Source organism: Vibrio sp. 10N.222.51.C5, from assembly GCF_041474575.1.
GTDB classification, from domain to species: Bacteria; Pseudomonadota; Gammaproteobacteria; order Enterobacterales; family Vibrionaceae; genus Vibrio; species Vibrio crassostreae_C.
On record NZ_JBFRUJ010000080.1, the window covers coordinates 57,427 to 79,984 of the forward strand.

The following is a 22,558-nucleotide window of genomic DNA, read 5'->3' on the forward strand; positions in this document are numbered from 1 at the left end:
ATCACTTGCTGCAAGCTGAAGTAGCATCTCTTCATCTAACAAGTCGATAACATAGCTCCGATAAAATCAATTTTCAACAAAAATTTCCAATAGGAAACAGATTTTCTCGTTTTGCTACAGGGAGCACGCTTTATTTCCCTGTGTGCTCTTTAATCAACAAAGCGCTTCATGCAACAATGAAATCAATAGACAGGAAGTAAGAAATGAATGAGGGACCTATGTCAGAAGACATTTATGATGAGTACCCATCTTTAACGTTGGCGAAAGAGACGTTAGATCAGAATATCGAACCACTTAGGCTCGGCCAGCGTATTAAAGATATCCGCAGCAAGCTGGGCATTACGTTAGAAGAGGCGAGCCAACGTACTGGTTTGGCGCGCTCTACGCTGAGTAAAATCGAGAACGAACAAATCTCACCGACGTTCCAAGCGATGCAGAAATTGGCTATGGGTTTGCAAATTGATATGCCACAACTCTTTGAGCCACCAAGAAAAAAGGTTGCCACAGGACGTCGTGACTTAACTAAAGCAGGTCAGGGCAAACCTCACCCAACTCCGACTTACGAGCATGAACTGCTCGCGACAGAACTTTCGAATAAGAAGATGATGCCGTTCAAGAGCCGAGTGAGAGCACGCACCTTTGAAGAGTATAACGATTGGGTTCGCCACGATGGTGAGGAGTTCTTGATAGTGATCTCTGGTGATGTGATGTTCTACTCAGAATTCTATGAGCCGGTACCCATGAGCGAAGGTGACAGCATGTATTACGACGCCAACATGGGGCATATGTTGATTTCTACTAGTACAGAAGATGCACTGATTTTGTGGGTGACTGCAAAATAAGTTAACAAAGTTAGAATTTCTTATAGTGAATGCAAACGTTTGCTTTTGTTTCTAACGTTTGCCAAAAGACGCGATGTTGGTGTGAAAAGCATCAATATCGCGTTTTTGTATGCGACTGAAAGTTGTTTTTAAATTGTTAAATATCACATTTTGAGCTGTTTTAATCTTGTTAAGGGTGTAAAACTGACTCAGGCTTGTTTACTATAGTGAACACAGTTTACTCATGTTGATTGAAGTTTACTGAAGTGAATTCTTAGAAAGTGAGTCGTATAGCTTTTATACAGAAGCCTCTTTTTATATCGCTAGTAATAAAAGCCTATATAGAAGACATCACTTTTTACTATCTACTGTTTCTAACGTTAACCCATATCGTTAGAGGCGACTCTAAATAGAGATATAAGCGGCAGATTCGATTTGGAAAGCCTGCAACGCTTCATGGAGAATAAAATGACTCAAGAACACGCTAATCAAGACCTACTAAAAACACCTCTGCATGCACTTCACGTTGAAGTCGGCGCAAAAATGGTTCCTTTTGCTGGCTACGACATGCCAGTTCAGTATCCACTAGGTGTAAAGAAAGAGCACTTACACACTCGTGACGCTGCTGGTCTTTTTGATGTTTCTCACATGGGGCAACTGCGTCTACACGGTGAAAATGCAGCCGCTGTTTTAGAATCTCTGGTTCCAGTAGATATTATCGACCTGCCTTCTGGTAAGCAGCGCTACGCCTTCTTTACTAATGAACAGGGCGGCATCATGGATGATCTTATGGTTGCTAACCTTGGCGATCACCTATTTGTTGTTGTGAACGCGGCGTGTAAAACACAAGATATCGACCACCTAACGGCTCACCTTCCTGCAGACGTAAAAATCGAAGTGATTGATGACCGCGCTCTATTAGCACTTCAAGGTCCGAAAGCGTCTGAAGTTCTGGCTCGTTTCCAACCAAGCGTTGCAGACATGCTGTTCATGGATGTTCAAAAAGTCGATATCGACGGCGTAGAGTGCATCGTAAGCCGCAGTGGTTATACCGGTGAAGATGGCTACGAAATCTCAGTACCGAACGATCACGCTGAAGCACTTGCTCGTAAACTAACATCAGAACCAGAAGTAGAGTGGATTGGCCTTGGTGCTCGTGACTCACTTCGTCTTGAGTGTGGTCTATGTCTGTACGGTCACGATCTAGATACAACAACAACGCCGGTAGAAGCTAGCCTTTTATGGGGTATCCAAAAAGTGCGTCGTACTGACGGTGAACGTGCAGGCGGTTTCCCTGGCGCTGATATCATCCTTGAGCAAATCGCGACTAAAGACGTTCAACGCAAGCGTGTTGGTCTTGTTGGTCAGACTAAAGCACCAGTACGTGAAGGCGCTGAGCTGTTCGATGCTGAAGACAACAAGATTGGCGTTGTAACAAGTGGTACTGCGGGTCCTAACGCGGGCAAGCCTGTTTCTATGGCTTACGTTCGTACTGACCTAGCGGTTATTGGCACTGAAGTATTCGCTGAAGTTCGTGGCAAGAAGCTACCAATGACAGTAGAAAAAATGCCATTCGTACCTCAGCGTTACTATCGTGGCTAATCTCTTTTAAGAGAAACCACTAAGCTAAATGAAAGCCTATTGTTTGCTTCTCTTTATTGGGAAGCCTAACGGTAGGCTTTTTTGATTTTGGTAGCGTATGTCTTTGGTAACGTATTGCTTTTAACGTTACCCACTAACAACGGTTACTTAAAATTCGTTTATAAAATGAGATATGTGGCGATATCGTTACAAATACTTACTATAATCACGATTGTGACGTGTTATGGTGACGATTCATCATTTTTGTAAATAAGTAGTAGGGGTTACAAGGAGTTAACTATGAACGTAAACCATACAATGAGGCCGGTTCGCAAAGCCGTTTTAGGGCTTTTAGCGCCATTAATTTACACATCAAGTGTTATGGCAACGGAAAACACGGACGAAAGTACTCCTGATTTGGGTGTAACACCCTATATTGTGAATGGTAGCGACGCTTCAGTCACGGAATTTCCTTCGATGGCAAGCTTGTTCATTGATCGTATTGATTATGACGGTGTTTACTCAACAGGCCCTTACTGTGGTGCGACAATTTTAGATAACTATCATGTACTGACTGCTGCACACTGTATTTATGGTGATGAGAATGCTCAACTTTTCACGGTAGTTGTTCCTCAATTGGAAGATACTTCTCTATTCCCTAACGGTAGCATCCAGAAAGTACGAGTATCTGAGGTGTATTATCGAACGGATTATTCAAACAGTATCAATCAACTATTAAGAAATGATATTGCGATTTTAAAGTTAGAAGCTTCTCTTAACCTTCAATCCTCAGCTGAAACTGTTATCCCTCAATTTGAGACATACCTTAATGCTGCGAATGATTTCGTTGCAGTTGGCCATGGTGACATCGAGACTGATGTTGATGGTACGACATTGCTACAACAAGTTGACCTGACATATGTTGATACTCTTAATTGTAAAGCTGTTTTCGGTCCGTTAGTCACTGATAAACAAATTTGTTTCAACGGTAACGGACCGAATAATGGCTTATACGGGGGTACATGCCAAGGCGATTCTGGTGGTCCGGTGTTTTGGAAAAATGGCTCTACATATGAACAGGTCGGTATAACGAGTTTTGGGCCGACTACTTGCGGTGATGACATCGGCGTAACATCTGTATTTACAGAGGTATATGATTATAAAGATTGGATTACGGATGTAACTAAAGGGGTAAATGATAGCACGGAAACTGTCCAGTTTACCGCGACAGAGGCAAAACGAGTTGCTGTTGCTGGGACAAGTGCGTCAACTGGCTCTGGTAGCAGTGGCGGAGGTATTTCATTTGGTTTGCTAGGGATGCTGATGTTGATTGCTGGTGTTAGAAAAGCAGTTAAACGTTAGATCTTCAATGTTTTGAACAAGTCGACGCTTTATTTAAAGATAGCGTCGACTTTTTATTTTTTACTTTTGCAGGTGTGCAGTTGGTTAGTTGCTTGTAGAACTAGTTACTCAGCTCGATAACCGCTTTACGGCTGTATCTTTCTAGAATCTCATCCATCTCTTTTATCGCAGCATTGATGCTTTTAATCCCACCTTGAGCCACACCTTTTTCATTTTCGTTCAATGCAGAAAAAGCTTGCTTTAATTCCTTACCTTCCAACATGTTCCCGTGCAGCAACACCTCTTTGTACGTGAGTAGCTTATGTTGCACTGCAATAATTTCGGAGCGGGCATTGTCCGTTTCTAATGCGTGCTTAATGCAAGGAAATGCCAATTTATAACGATTCGCAATTTCCAATATGACGTCTTTTTTATTCGCAATTTGCAATTTTTATTATTTCCCAACACTTGAATACTCAAGTTACCTAGCCTGTACGTTCACAACTGATATCAGTGTGAAGGTTTATGAAACGTAACGGTTTTATCAAGCGAATAATATGCCTTTGATGGCTTATGTAAACCATCACAAGTCAATATGGTCTGCTTCTTGCTGAATTTAGGACATAACTGTCTTTTGAGGATGAGCTTATGTCACAAGAACCCATAATATTGGCGCTGATTGAGCGTAGGAAACAAGCCAACTTGTCTCAAGAAAAGTTAGCCTCGAGTGCAGGAATGAGCTTAAAAACCTATCAAAGGATTGAACGCGGAGAGGCGGACATCAAGATGTCTCAGTATCGTTCAATCACTAGAACCTTAAAAGTAACGGATTTGGATGTGGTGCTTGATATTGTTGGCGCATCACAAGTAACAGCGGAAGATGTAGCTGCGGTCAGTCGTCTGCTGACCAGCGAAGAGCGCCTGTTGTTGATCAAGCTGATTTTGTCGGTCAAAAAGAAGCAGTAGTCTTTCTTTCAAATAAACAGCGTAATAGATCGATTCGTTAGTCAAATTGACAGATACTTCTAGGGTAATGTGTTCTCTGAGGGCATGAAGCCATCAGCTCACTCTTCCACGCAGCTGTTTGGTGGTGCTTCTTTGTTTTTTGCTTTCTAAACGTCTTTTCTGAGAGCCACGCGTCGGCTTAGTTGCTCGTCTTACTTTTTGAACCTTTGTCGCTTCCAAGATCAATTCTTTCAAGCGCACTAAAGCATCATCTCGGTTTTGTTCCTGAGTTCTATACTGTTGCGCTTTAATGATAATCACACCGTCTTTGGTGATGCGGCTATCTTTGTGTGCGAGGAGCTTTTCTTTATAGAAGTCAGGTAGGGTAGAGTGCTTGATATCAAAACGTAAATGTATCGCGCTCGATACTTTATTGACGTTCTGACCGCCGGCTCCTTGTGCTCTGATCGCTGTTAACTGGAGTTCCCAGTCTTGAATCGAAACAGAGTTAGATATTTGTAACATAAACATCCATTTTGAACGGTAATATGGCGCCATGATACTGAATATTGGTTATGGTATCAGTAACTTTATTTAAGAGTGGTAGTAGTGATGAAAATAGATTTAACGGCATATGAAGGATTAATCTTTGATATGGACGGTACGTTGATCGATACAATGCCTGCACATGTAAAGGCGTGGGAGCGAACGGCTGAAGAGTTTGGCTTTCATTTTGAAGCGTCTTGGCTGCATAGCTTAGGTGGCATGCCGAGTTATAAGATAGCCGGTGAGGTGAACAGCAAATACGGTTTATCGCTCGACCCACAAGCGGTTTCTACGTTTAAAATGGCGTCGTTTGCGGCTATCGAAGACAAAGGAGACGTTATCCCTTGTACTCACTCTCTGTTGTTAGAGCATCTGGGTAACAAGAAGATTGCAGTCGGAACGGGCAGTCAACGTAAAAGTGCCGAACAGTTACTGGATAAGACAGAGATCTTGAGTAAGCTCGATATTCTCGTGACAGCAACAGACGTTAAGAATCACAAACCAAATCCGGATACTTTCTTAGATGCGTGTTTTGGTATGGGTTTGCAGCCAAAGCAGTGTGTTGTGTTTGAAGATACGAACCTAGGTAAGCAGGCTGCTCATGCTGCGAACATGGATTGTATTCTAGTGGTAGAGGGGAACAAACTAGAGTTCTATCCTGCACCAAGCTGATTGCAAGGATTGGGTTGTTAAACCGCCAAACTAATAGCCTAGCGGAACAATACTGATTTTCTGTTAGGCGATTTCGCTCATTTCGCTGTCTAGGAACAGGCACACACTGTTTCGACCTGCTGCTTTGGCTTCATAAAGTGCTAAATCGGCGCACTTGTAGCTAAGAGCAGGGTCGTTGGTCAGGTTGGTAATTCCACCACTGACCGTCACCACGTTATCGAGCTCAATACTGACTGCGATTCTCAATCTGTTAAGTACATACTCAGCTTCTTCTGTTGTGGTATGAGGCAGAATAACGCCAAACTCTTCGCCACCAATACGAGCCACAAAATCAGTTTCTCGGCACTCTCGTTGTAATACTTGAGCAACGGTTTGAATGACGCGATCTCCATAATCGTGACCAAATCTGTCGTTGATGCGTTTGAAGTGGTCTATGTCCAAAATCGCTAAACAAGACTGTTCGCGAGTAGGGTAACGATTAACACGAGAGCACTCATCTCGCAGCTCAAGATCGAATTTACGGCGGTTCCAACACCCAGCTAAGGCATCTTTTTCACTCAGGTTTCTCAGTTTGTTTTCTAGCTCTTTGTGTTTACTTATATCCACAAATGAAGCGACATAAAACTGAATCACGTCTTTCGAGTCTTTAATGGTTTGGATTCGCAATATTTCCGTGATCAAAGACCCGTCTTTACGACGATTAACCACTTCGCCTTCCCACATGCCTTTCTCTTTGATGATGCTCCACATCTTGATGTAGAACTCTTCGTTGTAGCGACCAGAGGCAAACATGGACGGTTGGCGGCCTTTTACGTCTTCTAACTCGTAGCCACTCACACGGGTGAACTCTTGGTTTACTTTGATGATTCGGTTGTTTCTGTCGGTAATCACCAAGGCAGACATGCCATTCATTGCGGCCTTAGCAAGTTGGCTCTCGATACTGTTCTTCTTGTGGTTGCTGTTCCACAATACGAAGCCAGCGGAGATCATCGAAATCAAGAAAGACAAGGTGATGATCTGAACGACGATCGCTTGTTTTTCTTCTCGGTATTGACTGCTGAACTGCTGATTTTCAATGTGAAGAACCATGTAAATAGGGCCTTCAAACTGTTTGATTTTAGGGCTGATGTCGGAATGAAAATACCAGTTCTCACCATCGAAATAGCTCGAAGATGTCTTGTCTTGAATCGCAGTCCAAAGCTCAGGGTATAACTTTGCGTAAGTCTGCTCTGAACGTGATTCAATTACATGTCCGAAAGATTCCGTAGGATCCGGCCCCATGATTATGTGTCCGGTTTTGTTGAGAATAATAGGAACAGCAGAAGATGCACCAATTTGATAGTGAAGGCGCTTATAAATCTCAAGCATGTTCAGGTTTGCGATGAAGTAACCAATAATGCGGTTGTTTTCAGCGACTGGCGTCATAATGCGTAGCGCTGGAATCAAAGGGCGAACGATCTCTCCGTTTTCGACTTCAAGATCAATACCGCGAGAGCTAATCTCACCAATCTTTAATTGCTGTAGTACCTCATAGTAATCACGCGAAGACTTGTTCTGCAGTTCACTATCTGGAACCACGATTGCTTGATTGTCTTTATAATTAACGCGAAACACTTCGTTGCCAGCTAGATCGAGGTAACGAAGATGGGAATAGTATTTTTGGCCACGAGCTAACATCACCCAAAGATCTTGCAGGGTTTCTTTATGGATAATAGAAGGTTCTCGAATCGCTCGGAGTAGTGTTTGAGAGTCGGCGATTGACGGAACAGAGTTAGAGATTTGCTCAACAATAACAGCGAGTTCATGAAAGCTGTATTCGATTTGATTTTGGCTAGACTGCTTAATATTTAGAGTGTGCTGAGCATCAATTCTGTCAAGTTCAGAATTGATGTAGAGGGCAGGGACTAGTCCTAGGGCAAAGATGGTACATAGAAATTGGCTGACTAGTTTTTTTATACTTGTATTCATCACTGTCCTCAAAGAATCAGCGCAATACTATATATTTTATAGGGTTTTTAATGTGATCTTGACCGAGAAGTTAAGACAATATTCGCATATAACTACGATTTAAGTGCAACTTTTTGCAGTTAAGCTTGATTGTTGAGCAATCACTTCGTTAGTAAATGATTGCTCAATATATAACGATGTTCCGAAATATTAGCCAAATTAATCGCGATTAATTGCCGCTTATCTAACTAAGGACAGCTAGCTTAGGCCTACGATATTTCCATTACTATCAATATCTAACGACATGAACGCCGGTTTGTCAGGCAAGCCTGGCATGGTCATCACATTGCCGCACAACGCGTAAATAAAACCAGCACCAGCACACAATTTTAGTTCTCTAACGGGCACGTCAAATTGGATTGGTGCACCTTTTACGTGTGCTTCTGTCGAGATCGATAATGGTGTTTTTGCTAAACAAACCGATAGGTCGTTATAGCCATGCAGTTTGAATTCGGCCAGTTGTTTTTTAGCCAGTGGAGATAGCGTAATACTTGCTGCGCCATAGCCAACTTCAGCGACTGCCATCAGCTTTTCTTCTAGGCTTTGCTCTGAGTGATACAAAGGCTTAAATCCACTCTGTTTTTGGCAAGCTTTTACCACGGCGTGAGCCAGTTGAGTCGCCCCTTCGCCACCTTGACCAAATGCTTCGCTTACTTCAACGCTAACGCTTGGATCGAAGTCGGTGATCATCTGTTTCAAAGCATCGAGCTCTTGAGCTGAGTCTTGTGGGAATCGGTTAATCGCAACAACTGTAGGCACTTGGTATTGCTTAACGTTAGTGATGTGCCATTTTAGGTTCTCAAACCCTGCAACAAGCGCGTCTTGGTCATCATTAAAGATTGAATCAGGTAACGGAGTGCCCGGTCTCAAATCGTACAAACCAGAGTTGGCTTTTAATCCGCGTAATGTTGCGACAACTACGGCGCAATCGGGCTTCTTGTTCGACGCTTTCGCTTTTATGTTGCACGCTTTCTCAAAGCCCATGTCTGAGCCGAAACCACCTTCAGTTACCACAAAGTCACTCAGCTTTAACGCTATTTTATCGGCAATAATTGAAGAGTTACCATGTGCGATGTTCGCGAAAGGCCCGGCGTGAATTAGGGTAGGAACGCCTTCAAGGGTTTGCATCAATGTTGGTTCAATAGAATCCTTCATGGTCACGGTCATTGCGCCTGCAACGTTGAAGTCATCTGCGGTTAGCGGCAAGCCTTGTTTGTTGTAAGCAAGTACCACTCGTCCGATGCGCTTTCTCAAATCTTGAAGGTCATTGGCTAGAGCAAGAATGGCCATTAGTTCAGAAGCGGCTGAGATATCAAATCCATCTTCTCGCTCAAAGCCGTTAATTGTTTTGTCTGCTTCGTTCTTGCCAACCGTGATCATGCGTAATGCGCGATCATTATGGTCAAGTACACGTCGCCAAACGATTCTACTTGGGTCGATATTCAGTGCTTTTAAGCCTGAGCGCGTTTCAAAGGCGTCTAACCCTTCACGCTGTTCATGATACAAACGTGCATCAATGGCGGCGGAGGCGAGGTTGTGAGCGGCCGTAACAGCATGAATATCGCCCGTGAGATGCAGGTTTAATTGTTCCATAGGGGCAACTTGAGAGTAACCACCGCCCGCTGCGCCGCCTTTTACACCAAATACCGGGCCTATTGAAGGCTGACGAATGCAGGCCATTGCAGATTGGTTAATCTTTGCGAGGCCTTGTGCTAATCCGATAGTAGTGACGGTTTTGCCTTCACCAAGAGGTGTCGGTGTGATCGCCGTGATTACGACTAACTTACCATCTTGTTGGTTGGCGAGGCGTTCAAGTGATGTGAGAGACACTTTAGATTTGAATTGCCCTAATGGCTGATGTTCGTTGTGGTGCAGGCCAGCTTGCTTGGCAACCTCACTGATGTTTTTAAGGGGAGTAGAGCGACAAATATCAATATCAGACAGCATATTTGATCCTTATATCAGAACCGAAAGGTGGTACGTAAACGTTTGCGTGGCGATAGTACTGTATAAATTTGCCAAGTAAAGGCAAACCACACGAATTATGTGCTGAAAGATAACAGATCTAAAGAGTCATTGCGCGAGATCAAATCTTAAACGAGCAAAATATTCGATATGATTAACTTCAGCTGCCGTTATATTGGTGTTGAATACAAAAAGGGCTGCATATAGCAGCCCTTCAAGGAATGGGTAATCTCACTTGGCGTTAACCTTTAAGAGGTAACTGCCTAATATGGTCGATTAACGATCCCAGTATGTTTCTTCTAAGCTATCTTCGCGTTCAGGTAATGCACGAGAAAGGCGAGGAGAGTGCTGAGTCAACACTTCGTAGCTTACACGGTTTGCGTACTTACAAATTTGAGACAGTGAAGAGTAAGTTAGACAAGTGTGCTCGTGTTTCTCTGAGTTTGGTACATTCACGTGGTGGTAGCTATTTGCTGCCATGTCGTGAAGTAGTGCTGAAAGTGCACCATCGCCAGCGCCATTGGTATTCTTAATCTCAAGTGGGCCACCTAGGTAAGGGCCAATGTGAGAGTACACTTTTACTGGGCCTTTACAGTCTTGCTTACGCATCGCACGGCTGAATTCGTATTTATTGAACTCAGGGATGTTACCCGGTAACAATGGCAGTGTGGTTTCGCGTTTCGCTGGTTCGTCAGTGTAACCTGCCATGTATAGACCAATAGGGCCTGCAGTACATAGAACTAGGTCAACCCACTCAAGTGCCTTGTTAGCAGCCAATAGAGGATCTTTTTCACCCGTTAGCGCTTCACCTTCATCTTCGTTCATCGCGACGATGGTTACGTTTTCTTTCAGGTATTCTTGCCACCATTCAGCGTTGCCTTCGATCACATACTTAGTACCAAGTGTTAGTACAACAGGCACATTGTGCGCTTTCGCGTATTCAATCGCTTTTTGTACCGCTTTTGGCATCGGGTCTTCAGGTTTGCCACGCATTAGGTATGACGACACAACCAATGCAGAAGCTTTCTCGAAGACTTTTTCAGGAATGCTTTCTGGAAGAAGTTGGTTCATGTGGCCTTCGTTGATTGCAAACGTACGTTCGCCATCTTCAGAAATCAGCGTGTAACAACGACCAATTGGACCATCAACAGTTTGAAGGTGGTTTAGATTCATACGAGAAGAAGTGCGGCAAAGGTAACGATAACCAAATGAGCCAACTTCAATCTTCTTAGACATTACGCCAAGCAGGACAGATTTGCTGTCCGCAAGTACGGAATAGTTGTGCAGTGTGTTGCCGATAGTATCGCCAGGATATTGATGCGTGATCAAACCGCGCTCAACTAACTCTTCATACAGCGCATCTGCTTTACTTTCTTCCAATACCAGTGAGTGACCTTTACTCAGCTCGTATTTTTCTAGGAACTCGTTGTCAACACGGGCTTCGATATCAACAATCGTTTGGCCAACACCCACAATCGTTGCGCGGTGAAGCTTAGGCGTTTGTTGAATTTGGTTGACCAACGGATCACGTGCGTGAGTTGGAAAGTAGTGCTTAGATTTACGCTGTCCAGGAAACTTCATATGAAAAATACAGTGAAAAAATTTTGCCGCATGATATCACATTTTGTTTCTGTTTCTTTCATTTTTATTGCATTTTGAATCACCTGCACAATGTCTGTACAGGTGATTCAACTAACTATATGTTTGAAACTACTCGGTTGGCTGTACTAACGTCGCTGGATCAACGTAAGCCTCTGTACCCCATAGTGGAACAGTTGAAAGGCTGTGTTTGAAGCTACCTTCTGTTTCTTTGGTGGTGTAAGACAAGTAAAGCAGCGACTGATTCTCTGCATCGTAGATACGACGAACCTTCATTGTTTTAAAGAAGATACTTTTCGATTGCTTGAATACCACTTCGCCAGACTTACTCTTGTCTATTTGAGCAATCATTTCTGGTGTAATTTCACCTGTTTGACGACAAGATATAGAGCTATCACTTGGATCAGAAAGGCTAAGGTTTGCTTCGATTGATGCGATATGACAGGTAACACCCGCGATCTTATCGTCATCTAATGAAGACATCTTGATATCCTTCATTGTGAAGAAACCCAGTGAGACGTCGCCAACCTCGTTGTCCGAACAGCCAGCTAACATTGTCACGATACCTGCTGCTATTAAGGCTTTTTTCATAAGAAGTCCTTTTTATTTATATAGTTCTGTTTACTATAAGGATATTGAAAGCTTGGATACGAGTGTAGAGCTTTTCGTTAAGTTCTTAAAGGATGTTGTTGGATAATGAAAAATATGAAGCATTTAAAGTACTTGTTGGCCTTGGTCATGCTCTGTATGCTCTCTGCTTGTAGCTCGGCACCTCAGCCGACCGTATGTCTTCCAAATAACTGCGATATTTGGGGATACTAACCGTAGGTACTAAAAGAATGAATAACGAAATACCTGAAATTGCACACAAGAAAAACCAATGGCTATTTAGTCAGCTCGATATTGCTTACCCCGCAAAAGAGAGCCTCCTCGGCCGTGAACTTTATCAAAGCAAACTTCCATCCAAGACATACCAACTCCTAGCACAAGATCAAACTCCTTCCCAAATTGATGAACTGCATAAAGTCGATTTCCATAAATTGACCGTGCTATTTTCACTCAACCAAGCAAGCGTTTACCAAGATGAAATCGAAAGGGCACACATGCTTGAGTTCTTGAGCCAAATTATGCTTTCTGACGATCATGTATTATATATTGGTACTCAAAACGGTGAAGTTGTGGCGAGCGCTATCGTCACAGAAGCGGATGGTTCCCTATTGATCTCGGATGTCGTTGCTGAAAATGGTCAAAGTATCAACAACTTTGCTAAGCAGTTACACGATTTTTGGGCACAAGATCATGCTTCTTGCGATAAAGTATGGATCGAGAACTAAAGATTCTTTGACAAAGCGTTAATCTAAGTACAATACCCCGTCTTATTTAAAGGGTATTGTATGTACAAGCTATTGATATCAATCGCTGTATTGTGTGTTAGCGCTTATTCTTCACTCAGCGTTGCTAACGACTGGGATATAAAGCGCATCCTAGTTTTACACTCATACGAACCTTCTTACCAATGGACTGCTGACTTCCAAAAAGGGATAGACAGTGCGTTCAGCCAGTCTCAAACCGAAGTTAAACTCTCAATAGAGTATTTGGATTCAAAGCGTGTCCACAGCTCAGAGTACTATGATTCTCTCGGGAACTACTTACGTTCGAAATATGCAGGTTATAAGTTTGATGGCGTAATCGCGACGGACGATAACGCGGCCAATTTTCTTGAATCTCTGCCTAATTTGATTGATCGCTCCACACCTGTCGTTGCAGCCGGCATCAATGATTTCAGCACTGACATGTACGCGGTGTCTGACAGAGCAACCGTGCTTTATGAGAACGATCAGATAGACGTTAATATTAAGCTGATCTCCAAATTAAGACCTAATCTAAAGAATCTCTATTTTGTAAATGATTACAGTGTCACGTCTGAGCTGATTCATAAAGAAATGAACAGAATGATGGCTGAATTTCCGAATATTAACCTCATAGAAATTCGCGATTTGTCGCTTGAACATACAAGCCAATTTTTGGAAGGGATCTCTGCGGACGATGCGGTATTACTCAGTCATTACAACACCGAGTTAAAGCAAGGGGTTTATCACACTTACCAAGAGATTGCGGATACGTTGTCAAAAGCGAGTGCCGCTCCGGTGTTTGCTTTGTGGCAGTTCTATATTTCGGGTGATGTACTCGGTGGTTACGTTAATCACTCACAAAGCATGGGTGAAGAGGCTGTCGATGCATTAGATAAATACCTTCCTCTGGGTTTTACGACACCGTTAACTCCCGGAGACACTAAGCGTTTTGTATTTAATTACCCTGCAATGAAGCGATACGGGATTAGTGCAAACGCGTTACCTGACGAAGCGGTATTCATTAACGAGCCTTCATCCTTTATTCGTAAAAACTTCCAGTTGTTATTAGGGCTATCGATGGTGATTGCGGGTTTGAGCCTGATCATCTTGATGCAATTTGTCACTCTGCGCCAAAAGAAAGAGTTGGCCAATAAGAACAAACGAATCTTAAAGCTTCAGAAACAGACCTTGAATATCCAAAAGGATATGATTCATGTTCTCGGTGAAGCGATTGAAACCCGCTCTGGCGAAACAGGTAATCACGTTAAGCGTGTAGCCAAGTTGTCTGCATTGCTTGCTAAGTATCGTGGCTTGAGCCATCGCGAGGTCGAGATGATTGAGATCATCAGCCCAATGCACGATGTGGGTAAGATTTCAGTCCCTGAATCAATCTTGGATAAACCTGGGAAATTAACCGACCAAGAGTGGGAGGTGATGAAGCTTCATACTACGGCTGGCTATAACTTACTAAAGAGCGGAGCGGGTGATATTACCAACCTCGCGGCAATCATTGCTAACGAACATCACGAGCGTTGGGATGGTGCTGGATACCCGAATGGAAAAGTGGGTGATGAAATACACCTGTTTGCTCGTATCACTGCCGTAGCCGATGTGTTTGATGCGCTGCTTAGTGCACGTTGCTACAAAGAACCGTGGCCGTTAGAGATGGTGGTCGATTTGTTCGAGCGAGAGTGTGGCTACCAGTTTGATCCTCAGCTGACTATATTGCTACTGAAACACTTACCCGAGTTTGTCGCTATCCGAGATTCGTATCCCGATACTGGAACTATAGAATATGCGTCTTCACCTTCGTTTGAAGCTAAGGTCTTAGAAGAGTCGGTTGTTAGCTAACCGTTGCTTTATCTGAGTGGCCTATACGTCTTGGCTTCTTTATCTATTCACCACGATCCGGCTAGGAAGTAGTGATTTATATTTCCCCTGAAATTGAGTCACTTATGTAAACCTCGCAGTCTTTGATTTCGTAGAATCTGGGGTCATTTGATGAAAACTGTTGCTTATGTCGAGCGATAAAGTGATCAACTCCATATTTCGCGAAGAGAAATAAGCCTGTATCTGCAAACTGTTACCTCAATCATCTCGCGCATTGAAAGAACACTATAGGATAAAACTTGGATTCAATCTGAGTGAGATACCTATGCGGTTAGAACAGACTAAATGTGTGATTTTCGATTGTGACGGAACACTTATCGATAGTGAAAAGCTGTGCTGCCAGGCTTTGGTGAACGTTTTCACTGGCTTTGGGGCGGAGCTAAACGTCAACGACTGCTATGCGCACTTTCAAGGCGGGAAGCTAGCCGACATCTTAATGGATACACAAGAACGTCATGGGCTATCTATCTCGATTGATACACTTGAACCGTTATATCGCACTGAATTAGAAGCACTGTTCCAGCGTCATTTAAAGCCGATGGATGGCGCTATCGAACTTATTGAATTTCTCAAACAACAAGACATCGAGTTTTGTATCGCTTCCAATGCACCGAAATCTAGAGTTGAATCTTCATTGGCGATGACAGGCATGCTAGACGACTTCAAAGGCAAAGTGTTCTCAGCTTTTGATGCTAATAGTTGGAAGCCAGAGCCTGATCTAATCATGTACACAGCCATGAACATGGGCTTTCTACCGAATGAGTGCATCTACGTGGATGATACGTTGAAAGGGATTGAGGCTGGTGTTCGCGCGGGTATCCAATCGTTTCGATTACGCCCGAGTATTGATGAAGCAATCGTAGATCCCGAAGCCGACTCAGCAGAACTCGCGGCTCAGGATATCTACAGTTTAGAAGAAATTTCAGTTTGGATTAATGGCAAGCACTGCTCAAATGGTGGTATATCGAATTCTGCAGCTTTGGTGGGGTAGAGCTTAGTTGAAGGCTGACTACCTTACTAAATTGTTTGGTGTGGAAACCGCAAGATGCACAAGTAAACTTCTCTCCACTTTCTGAAAGCAGATACTCGTCGTGTTGGCATAAAGGGCATGTAATGTCGTCGGTGTTTGGTGTTTCTGTTTTATTCATTATGTGTCACCTGCAGCAAGAGGGTAAGCGAAAAAAGACCCGTTCAATTAGATTACTCCTAAGCTCGAATATTAGACAGTTCTGACACTTCTTAATCTCTCCTTTGCGACTTGCTTCATGGTAATTGATAATGTCATCGTTATTGACCATGGATTTTGTAATGTTATTAACGAAAGTAAAAAAAAGGACCCATTACGAGTCCTCATTAGTTTGTTTTCAATTCACGCCGCTAGTTCGCCAGTTGAGCCTTAAGTGCGGTATCGTGCCAACGTCTGAGACAGAGAAACCGACGCTTCTGTTAGCCTAGATACGCCATTTGAAGAATTCTGAGCCACGTCTTTAATCACATCGGATTGGCTGCGAATATCGTTAAGTTCTGCTGCAATCGTATTGGCAACGTTACTTTGCTCGTCTGCCGATGTTGCAATTTGAATACTCATGTCCATTAGCGCTTGAGCTGAATCTGCAATAGAGTTTACGTCGTGACCAATGTTTGAAATCAACTGGCTACTGGTTTGCGCTTGGTCAACCGTCTGTTCGGTGATCTTCGCGATATTTTGGCTCTCTTGCTGTAAGCGTTCAATCATCGCTTGGATTTCTACTGTAGCCGACTGAGTGCGGCTTGCCAGTGTTCTTACTTCATCAGCAACAACAGCGAAACCTCGGCCTTGTTCGCCCGCACGAGCGGCTTCAATCGCGGCATTCAAAGCAAGTAAGTTAGTTTGCTCTGAAATAGCATTGATCGTCGTGATGACCTCGTTAATTTGGCTCGTATTCACATTCAAGCTAGTAACAGAAGATGAGGTTTGCTCAATCAAAGAAGAAAGGGTGGTGATTTCTGAGATCGCTTGTTGAACTTTCGCGTGGCTATCGTTGATTTGCTGCGCGTCTTGCTCGGTTTGTTCCGTTGAGCGTGCAGAGATGTTAGAGACTTCATTTGCTGAAGCTGTCATCTGATCCATTGCTGTCGCTACAGAGTCTAGAGATGCATTTTGGCTCATGATTTGTGTTTCGCTGCGCTTCATCTCTGTTTCGAAAGAAGCTGACGTTTCACTTAGCGTTGCTGCACTGTGGTTTACGTTGTTGACTAACTCGCTAAGCGTGTCCATTGAACGGTCAAGCGCACAACCAATCGTGCCGAACTCGTCACGGCCAGGGTGGAAGCCAAGGCGTGATGTTAAGTCACCATCACCAATCTTTTGAGTCGTTGAATAAAGAACCCAAAGTGCGCCGCCTAGGAAAGTCGCTACCCAGTAACAGAAAAGACCAAAAGGCACACACCACAAAAAGCTCAGTAAGAAAGTGTACAGTGCTTGCTGCTTTTGATTCTGTATATCGTTAGTTGAAACGGTAAGTGAGTAGTAGTTGCCATCTTGTGCGAGTGCTGTGGCAGTCACCGAACCATTGTTCGAAATAGTGGTTTGTTGAGCGCGAGTTTGCTGGCTAACAGAGCGAACAGATGCCGGGGAATCTGATGCTGATAAAATGCCTTGCAGTTGATACTCGACCTGCTGTTTTGCAGTTACGTCAATGTGTTCCATTTTGTTGACGTAGTTCAGTCCAGCTAGGCTTGCCAGAGCGGCAAAAAAGATTAAGAAAATGACCCAAAACTTGTCGTTGATCGACATCTTAATAAACAGTTTGTCTATCGTTCGAAATTGTACTTCTTTCATAAAAACTCCACGGTAAATCCTTTACCGTGGACTCTAAATAACCGACCTCAATAAAAATGTGACTTAAATCGACTAATTGTGAAAATTAATGATAGTGATATGTCATTTATGAGATCTGAATCAAGTAAATTAGTTCTGTATAGGTTTATTAGCCTAAAGAAGGCAGTAACCCTACTGAAATAAGAACTTGAATCGCAATGATAAATACGCCAACGCTACCTGCTAAAAACAACGCTTTGCTACCGCCTAACACTTGGTAACTGGCTTCTGAAGATTGTGGTTTGACAGAGAAATCAGTGTAACGAACCTTGTAGACCATCACTGTTGGTAACAGAATCGCGAGCACTGAAAGTGCAATGGCTGCGTAGCCTAAAGCCATGATGAAGCCTTGTGGGTAAAATAAGGCAAACCCCAGTGGCGGTAAGAAGGTGATAGCAGCTGTCTTAACACGTTTTGCGTTACCTAGTTTCTTGCTCAGTGAGTCGCCCATGAATTCAAATAAGCCCAAGCTCACACCAATAAAAGATGTCAGCAGTGCAAGGTCTGCAAACACACCGACGATCACGCTTAGGTTGGATTGATGAACCGTTTGCGATAGCGAGACTAATAGCGCGCCCAAGCTTGTGTCAGACAACAACTGCTCTTGGCTAATCACGCCCAAAGTAACACTTTGCCAGAAAACGTAGATAACCAGAGGCAGTGCCGAGCCAATAATCATTACCTTACGTAAAGAACGAACGTCACCATCTAGGTATCGAACAATTGATGGGATGCTGCCGTGGAAACCAAAAGAGGTAAACACAACCGGAATAGCCGCAACAATAAGGCCTTGCTGTAAAGGCATGCTCATTAAGTATTGAGAGGTAATGTTTGGCGCTAGGAAGCTGAGTACCAAAACCATCGCGATAAGCTTTAAGCCAAACAAAACGCGGTTAACTTTATCAACACTGTGTGTACCAATCGTAACAACGCCGGCAACTAATAGGGTAAATAGAAGCGTGGTGATTTGAGCATTAAGTTCGATACCCGCGATATCCGAAATTCGTTGGTTAAATTGCGCACCGCCGCCAGCTATGTATGCCGCACACAGAGCGTAGAAAAGAAACATCACCGCGAAGCTCGCAATCCACTTTCCTTTTGTCCCCAAAATGGTATGAGCTAACGTGTGTAGGGTAGCGTCAGATTCTGCGAATTGGTGAAGCTCTACCATTAATAGCGCAGTAAAAGCCATTAACGCCCATAAACCCAGCATCAAGAAAAGTGAAGTTGAAAAGCCAATACTTGCAGAAGCAAGTGGAAGAGCGAGCATGCCAGCACCAATGGTTGTGCCTGCAATGATCAAAGTACTACCAAAAACCTTTGATTTATTCATTGTATATAATTCTTTACGTTAGGGTGTGTTTTCATTGTAATTCTTCTAGCTTAAGCGCATAAACCCAAAGAATATCTCGATTTTGAAGTATTCTGATTGAGTTTAATTCCAAATGCAATTCTTATTGTAATTAAAAACATCCACTGTAAATTAATATTTACACAAAGGGGCGTGTCAGCATTCAAATGAGCAAAGCAAACGTTTGACCATGATCGGTTTCAAAATTTATAGAGTAATTTGTTGTACTTGGTGTAAGGTGGCAGTACATATGTCGTTCGCGTATACCCTTTAACGCAAAAAAGCGTTAATGATCGCGAGTAGCTTTAAGCTATGAATATGGAATGGGTAGAGTAGAGTGCGTTCATCAAAGTGACATAATATAAGTCCAAGATGGTGCACTAGTTAATCGGACATCATGTCCACATCAAGGAATAGAGGGGGCACAATGAGTGACCAATCTTATAATGACGAAAGTCTAGAGTTGTTAGATGCTATGGAAATTGGCATTGATTTGTCTGACTATGAGCAGACAGTGAAACAGTTAGCAGAAGAGCTTTTCAAGTCTTCGAACTAAGCTTTTAAGATCTTTAATTCAGTTTCAACTGAAACGTTTTAAAGCTAAAAGTTTTCTTAGCTAAAGCTTCTCAAAGCAAACAATTCTAAACTGAGCAAATCGTATTCGCTCACACGTCATACCAAAACTATCCTCATTAAAGTTCGCGAAGATAAACGAGTACGTTTACCATGTTACTTAGTTCTCGATACTTTAATGAGGTTCAATGAACTTTCTCGCACACCTTCACATCGCCAAGCACTGTAACAGCAACTTAGCAGGTAACCTGTTAGGTGATTTTGTTAAAGGCGACCCTAATAAACACTATTCTGATTCCCTTTCTGACGGTATTAGGCTTCATCGATTTGTTGATAGCTATACTGATCGTCATGATGTATCTCGTTCTGCAAAATCACTTTTCTCAGACCAAACACGACGCTTTGCGCCTATCGCACTCGATGTATTTTGGGATCACTGCTTAGCCAATCATTGGGATCAGTTTTCACAGCAGACATTAGAGCGTTTTTGTTTAGATAGCCATGAGCAGATCTTTGAACATCAAGAGCCACACTGGCCTGAAAATTTCGTTATGGTTCATCAGAAAATGGCTGAGCATAGATGGTTAGAGAGCTATCAAGACATGTCATCTATAGAGGTGGTGTTGCAGCGAATGGCGTTGAGAAGGCCTAAGCTCGGTATGCTCGAGGCATGTTACGATGACCTCGAACGTCACTATGATACGTTGCAGTGTCACTTTAATGAGCTTTATCCCAACGTTTTAGAGGAAGCTAAGCAGTTTAATGCGCTTCAAATGAAGAAAAATCAAAAGGAAAGGTAAACAGCGTAATGCAGGTTTGCTACAATCCGCGCCTATTTAATCTTTGAGCATCATACTATGTCTGAATCTACAAAATCTTTTAACCAACTAGGATTATCTGAGCATCTTCTTGCCACGTTGTCTGAGCTTAATTTTACGGCTCCTACCAGTGTTCAAGAACAAGCAATTCCATTGGTATTAGAAGGCAAAGATGTACTGGCTGGTGCTCAAACGGGTACAGGTAAAACGGCTGCGTTTGGTTTACCGATTATTCAAAGATTAATCGAGACAAAAGACAACGTTATTCCTAACCCTAAGCTCGTTCGTGCGCTTGTATTAGTGCCAACTCGTGAATTGGCACAACAGGTTTTCGATAACTTAACTAGCTACGCAAAGGGCACCGACATTAAAGTCGTGGTGGCTTACGGCGGCGTTAGCATGAAGGTGCAAACTGATAACTTACGCGGTGGCGCAGATATTCTTGTCGCGACGCCTGGTCGTCTTATTGATCACATGTTCACTAGAAACATCATGTTGAGCCAAACGGAAGTACTGGTACTGGATGAAGCTGACCGTATGTTAGATATGGGCTTCATGCCTGACATCAAGCGTATTCTTTCTCGCATGAACGAAGTGCGTCAAACTCTGTTCTTCTCTGCAACGTTTGATAACAAAATCAAAGCGATTGCACACCGTATGATGCAGAAGCCAAGTGAAATCCAAGTTACGCCAAAAAACAGCACCGCTGAAACCGTAACACAGATGGTTTACCCGGTAGATAAGTCGCGTAAAAGTGAGCTATTAGCGTATTTGATTGGTTCAAAAAACTGGCAACAAGTGTTGGTGTTCACAAAGACTAAGCAGGGCACTGATGCTCTCGTTAAAGAGCTTAAGTTAGACGGCATTAAAGCGGCATCAATCAATGGCGATAAGAGCCAAGGTGCGCGTCAAAAAGCCCTAGACGATTTCAAGTCAGGCAAAGTTCGTGCGTTGATCGCAACCGACGTGGCAGCTCGTGGTATTGATATTCAGCAGCTAGAACAAGTTGTGAACTATGACATGCCATTTAAAGCAGAAGATTATGTTCACCGCATCGGACGTACTGGCCGTGCGGGTAACAGCGGCTTAGCGATCTCTTTGATGAGTCAGGATGAAGCTTACCTATTGGGTGACATTGAGCGATTACTTGATACGCGCTTGCCTCAAGAGTGGCTAGAGGGCTTTGAACCAAGCCTTGAAAAAGATCTAGCGCCCGATCGTGGTGGTCGCAGCAAGAGCCGTTCATCAGAAAAACGTAAGATGAAAGCGAAGCTTAAGATTCACCAAAACCGCGGTAAAGCACGTCGTTAACAAGCTGGACAAAGCTCCAGTTTAAAGATCTATACATATAAAAATGCGCCGTTACAGTGACTTCTGTAACGGCGCGTTTTTGTATCTTATAAGCTCATAATGGTTATGAACCCGATTAAGCTTTATGTTCCTGGTTACACTTCCATTCACATGGCACTTCATAAATCAGCTCTTCAATCGAGGTTGGGTTTAGAACCCACTCTTCATCAATATTGAACTTGCTGACCATCTGCGTGTTGAAAAGCTGCCAATGCTTAAGTAGAGCATCTTCAGGAGAGGTGACCATATCGCCTTCATTCCAAGTGCTTTCCATAAAGGGAGTGAGGCATACCGCTCCGTGCGCATACATGATCATTTGCCACTTAATCTCATAAATGTTGATCAAGTTCTCTGGATTCGCATCGTTATATTGTTCAGCTAACATGTTGATTTCTTTTTCGACATCGCCAACATTGTCGATAAAGTAATCGACCAAGTTGTCTTTTTGGCGAACAGAGTCAGTGATAAGTTGCATCGGTTTTCGTGAGTGAATCATGTTGCTAAAAAGGCGCATACTAAATAAATAGATAGTAATGTTTGGTGCGACTCCTTTTGGTAACTCTTCCACTATCTTAGCAATATAAGACTGAAAATAGGCGTGTAAACAATCGCTTATCGCATGCCAGATTTTTTCTTTGCTGCCAAAGTGGTGGCGAATAAGGCTATGCGATACACCTGCTTTCTCACTGATGTTACGAAGCGAAACGCTATCATAACCATGCTCACAGAACATATCCGCAGCAACACCCATGATCAAAAATCTCGTCTCTTCAGCGTCTTTTGCGCTTCTTCTGCCTTGTTTCTTTTCAGTCATCTTCATTTCACACATTTACCTGATTACCACATTCTACACTGTTTTTACTCAAATAAAAAATACTGCACAGGTG

20 protein-coding genes are annotated in these 22,558 nt (G+C 43.1%); 11 read left to right on the forward strand and 9 right to left on the reverse strand.

The annotated features are described in order from the left end of the window. Window positions 1-218: 218 nt before the first annotated feature. The 3 genes from AB4558_RS21045 to AB4558_RS21055 all read left to right on the forward strand — a co-directional run bounded on the left by AB4558_RS21045 (window position 219) and on the right by AB4558_RS21055 (window position 3,764). On the forward strand, window positions 219-842 hold the full coding sequence (locus AB4558_RS21045; protein WP_372159087.1) for a helix-turn-helix domain-containing protein: 624 nt from the start codon (window positions 219-221) through the stop codon (window positions 840-842). A gap of 447 nt (window positions 843-1,289) precedes the next feature. Then, window positions 1,290-2,423 carry a glycine cleavage system aminomethyltransferase GcvT gene (gene gcvT / locus AB4558_RS21050; protein WP_372072890.1) on the forward strand — a complete coding sequence of 378 codons (1,134 nt, stop codon included), beginning with the start codon at window positions 1,290-1,292 and terminating at the stop codon, window positions 2,421-2,423. Window positions 2,424-2,702: 279 nt separating this feature from the next. After that, entirely contained in the window at window positions 2,703-3,764 is a 1,062-nt protein-coding gene (locus tag AB4558_RS21055; RefSeq protein ID WP_372072892.1) for a trypsin-like serine protease, read from the forward strand. 100 nt (window positions 3,765-3,864) lie between these two features. On the opposite strand, the gene AB4558_RS21060 is transcribed toward AB4558_RS21055, so the two are convergent. Further along, on the reverse strand, window positions 3,865-4,191 hold the full coding sequence (locus tag AB4558_RS21060; RefSeq protein ID WP_372072894.1) for a hypothetical protein: 327 nt from the start codon (window positions 4,189-4,191) through the stop codon (window positions 3,865-3,867). A gap of 200 nt (window positions 4,192-4,391) precedes the next feature. On the opposite strand from AB4558_RS21060, the gene AB4558_RS21065 reads away from it, so the two are divergent. Further along, a complete protein-coding gene (locus AB4558_RS21065) occupies window positions 4,392-4,709 on the forward strand; it encodes a helix-turn-helix transcriptional regulator (RefSeq protein ID WP_017059843.1) in 318 nt (105 codons plus the stop codon). A gap of 93 nt (window positions 4,710-4,802) precedes the next feature. Here AB4558_RS21065 and arfB read toward each other — a convergent pair whose 3' ends face one another. After that, complete coding sequence (arfB, locus tag AB4558_RS21070) at window positions 4,803-5,213, reverse strand: alternative ribosome rescue aminoacyl-tRNA hydrolase ArfB (protein WP_017059842.1); 411 nt, start codon at window positions 5,211-5,213, stop codon at window positions 4,803-4,805. Window positions 5,214-5,300: 87 nt separating this feature from the next. Between arfB and AB4558_RS21075 the strand changes: the two genes are divergently transcribed. Then, on the forward strand, window positions 5,301-5,906 hold the full coding sequence (locus AB4558_RS21075; protein ID WP_017069882.1) for a beta-phosphoglucomutase family hydrolase: 606 nt from the start codon (window positions 5,301-5,303) through the stop codon (window positions 5,904-5,906). Between the two features lie 63 nt (window positions 5,907-5,969). Here the strand turns inward: AB4558_RS21075 and AB4558_RS21080 are convergent, their stop codons facing one another. The 4 genes from AB4558_RS21080 to AB4558_RS21095 all read right to left on the reverse strand — a co-directional run bounded on the left by AB4558_RS21080 (window position 5,970) and on the right by AB4558_RS21095 (window position 12,068). Further along, the gene (locus AB4558_RS21080) at window positions 5,970-7,874 is read right to left on the reverse strand and encodes a diguanylate cyclase (protein ID WP_136978563.1); all 1,905 of its coding nucleotides are present in this window, start codon (window positions 7,872-7,874) and stop codon (window positions 5,970-5,972) included. A 237-nt stretch (window positions 7,875-8,111) separates the two neighbouring features. Continuing rightward, window positions 8,112-9,860: a formate--tetrahydrofolate ligase gene (locus tag AB4558_RS21085; protein WP_372072896.1), complete on the reverse strand. Its 1,749-nt coding sequence runs from the start codon at window positions 9,858-9,860 to the stop codon at window positions 8,112-8,114. Between the two features lie 294 nt (window positions 9,861-10,154). Then, window positions 10,155-11,459: an inosine/guanosine kinase gene (locus AB4558_RS21090; protein ID WP_372072898.1), complete on the reverse strand. Its 1,305-nt coding sequence runs from the start codon at window positions 11,457-11,459 to the stop codon at window positions 10,155-10,157. 129 nt (window positions 11,460-11,588) lie between these two features. Then, window positions 11,589-12,068 (reverse strand): CreA family protein, encoded by a 480-nt coding sequence (locus tag AB4558_RS21095; RefSeq protein WP_017064645.1) that lies wholly within the window; start codon window positions 12,066-12,068, stop codon window positions 11,589-11,591. Window positions 12,069-12,316: 248 nt separating this feature from the next. Here AB4558_RS21095 and AB4558_RS21100 point away from each other — a divergent pair, with 248 nt between their 5' ends. From AB4558_RS21100 to AB4558_RS21110, 3 genes are all read left to right on the forward strand, one after another. Then, window positions 12,317-12,811: a hypothetical protein gene (locus AB4558_RS21100; protein ID WP_017064644.1), complete on the forward strand. Its 495-nt coding sequence runs from the start codon at window positions 12,317-12,319 to the stop codon at window positions 12,809-12,811. Between the two features lie 60 nt (window positions 12,812-12,871). Beyond that, the gene (locus AB4558_RS21105; RefSeq protein ID WP_372159083.1) at window positions 12,872-14,680 is read left to right on the forward strand and encodes an HD domain-containing phosphohydrolase; all 1,809 of its coding nucleotides are present in this window, start codon (window positions 12,872-12,874) and stop codon (window positions 14,678-14,680) included. Between the two features lie 304 nt (window positions 14,681-14,984). After that, a complete protein-coding gene (locus AB4558_RS21110) occupies window positions 14,985-15,710 on the forward strand; it encodes an HAD-IA family hydrolase (RefSeq protein ID WP_017064642.1) in 726 nt (241 codons plus the stop codon). A 405-nt stretch (window positions 15,711-16,115) separates the two neighbouring features. On the opposite strand, the gene AB4558_RS21115 is transcribed toward AB4558_RS21110, so the two are convergent. Continuing rightward, window positions 16,116-17,540 carry a methyl-accepting chemotaxis protein gene (locus AB4558_RS21115; protein WP_017072169.1) on the reverse strand — a complete coding sequence of 475 codons (1,425 nt, stop codon included), beginning with the start codon at window positions 17,538-17,540 and terminating at the stop codon, window positions 16,116-16,118. Window positions 17,541-17,688: 148 nt separating this feature from the next. Further along, complete coding sequence (locus tag AB4558_RS21120; RefSeq protein WP_372072902.1) at window positions 17,689-18,912, reverse strand: aromatic amino acid transport family protein; 1,224 nt, start codon at window positions 18,910-18,912, stop codon at window positions 17,689-17,691. A gap of 445 nt (window positions 18,913-19,357) precedes the next feature. Between AB4558_RS21120 and AB4558_RS21125 the strand changes: the two genes are divergently transcribed. The 3 genes from AB4558_RS21125 to AB4558_RS21135 all read left to right on the forward strand — a co-directional run bounded on the left by AB4558_RS21125 (window position 19,358) and on the right by AB4558_RS21135 (window position 21,632). After that, a complete protein-coding gene (locus tag AB4558_RS21125) occupies window positions 19,358-19,486 on the forward strand; it encodes a hypothetical protein (RefSeq protein WP_017059831.1) in 129 nt (42 codons plus the stop codon). 205 nt (window positions 19,487-19,691) lie between these two features. Next, complete coding sequence (locus AB4558_RS21130; RefSeq protein ID WP_017059830.1) at window positions 19,692-20,303, forward strand: ACP phosphodiesterase; 612 nt, start codon at window positions 19,692-19,694, stop codon at window positions 20,301-20,303. A 57-nt stretch (window positions 20,304-20,360) separates the two neighbouring features. Beyond that, on the forward strand, window positions 20,361-21,632 hold the full coding sequence (locus tag AB4558_RS21135) for a DEAD/DEAH box helicase (protein WP_017059829.1): 1,272 nt from the start codon (window positions 20,361-20,363) through the stop codon (window positions 21,630-21,632). Window positions 21,633-21,747: 115 nt separating this feature from the next. Here AB4558_RS21135 and AB4558_RS21140 read toward each other — a convergent pair whose 3' ends face one another. Further along, window positions 21,748-22,491 (reverse strand): TetR/AcrR family transcriptional regulator, encoded by a 744-nt coding sequence (locus tag AB4558_RS21140; protein WP_136974618.1) that lies wholly within the window; start codon window positions 22,489-22,491, stop codon window positions 21,748-21,750. Window positions 22,492-22,558: the final 67 nt, after the last annotated feature.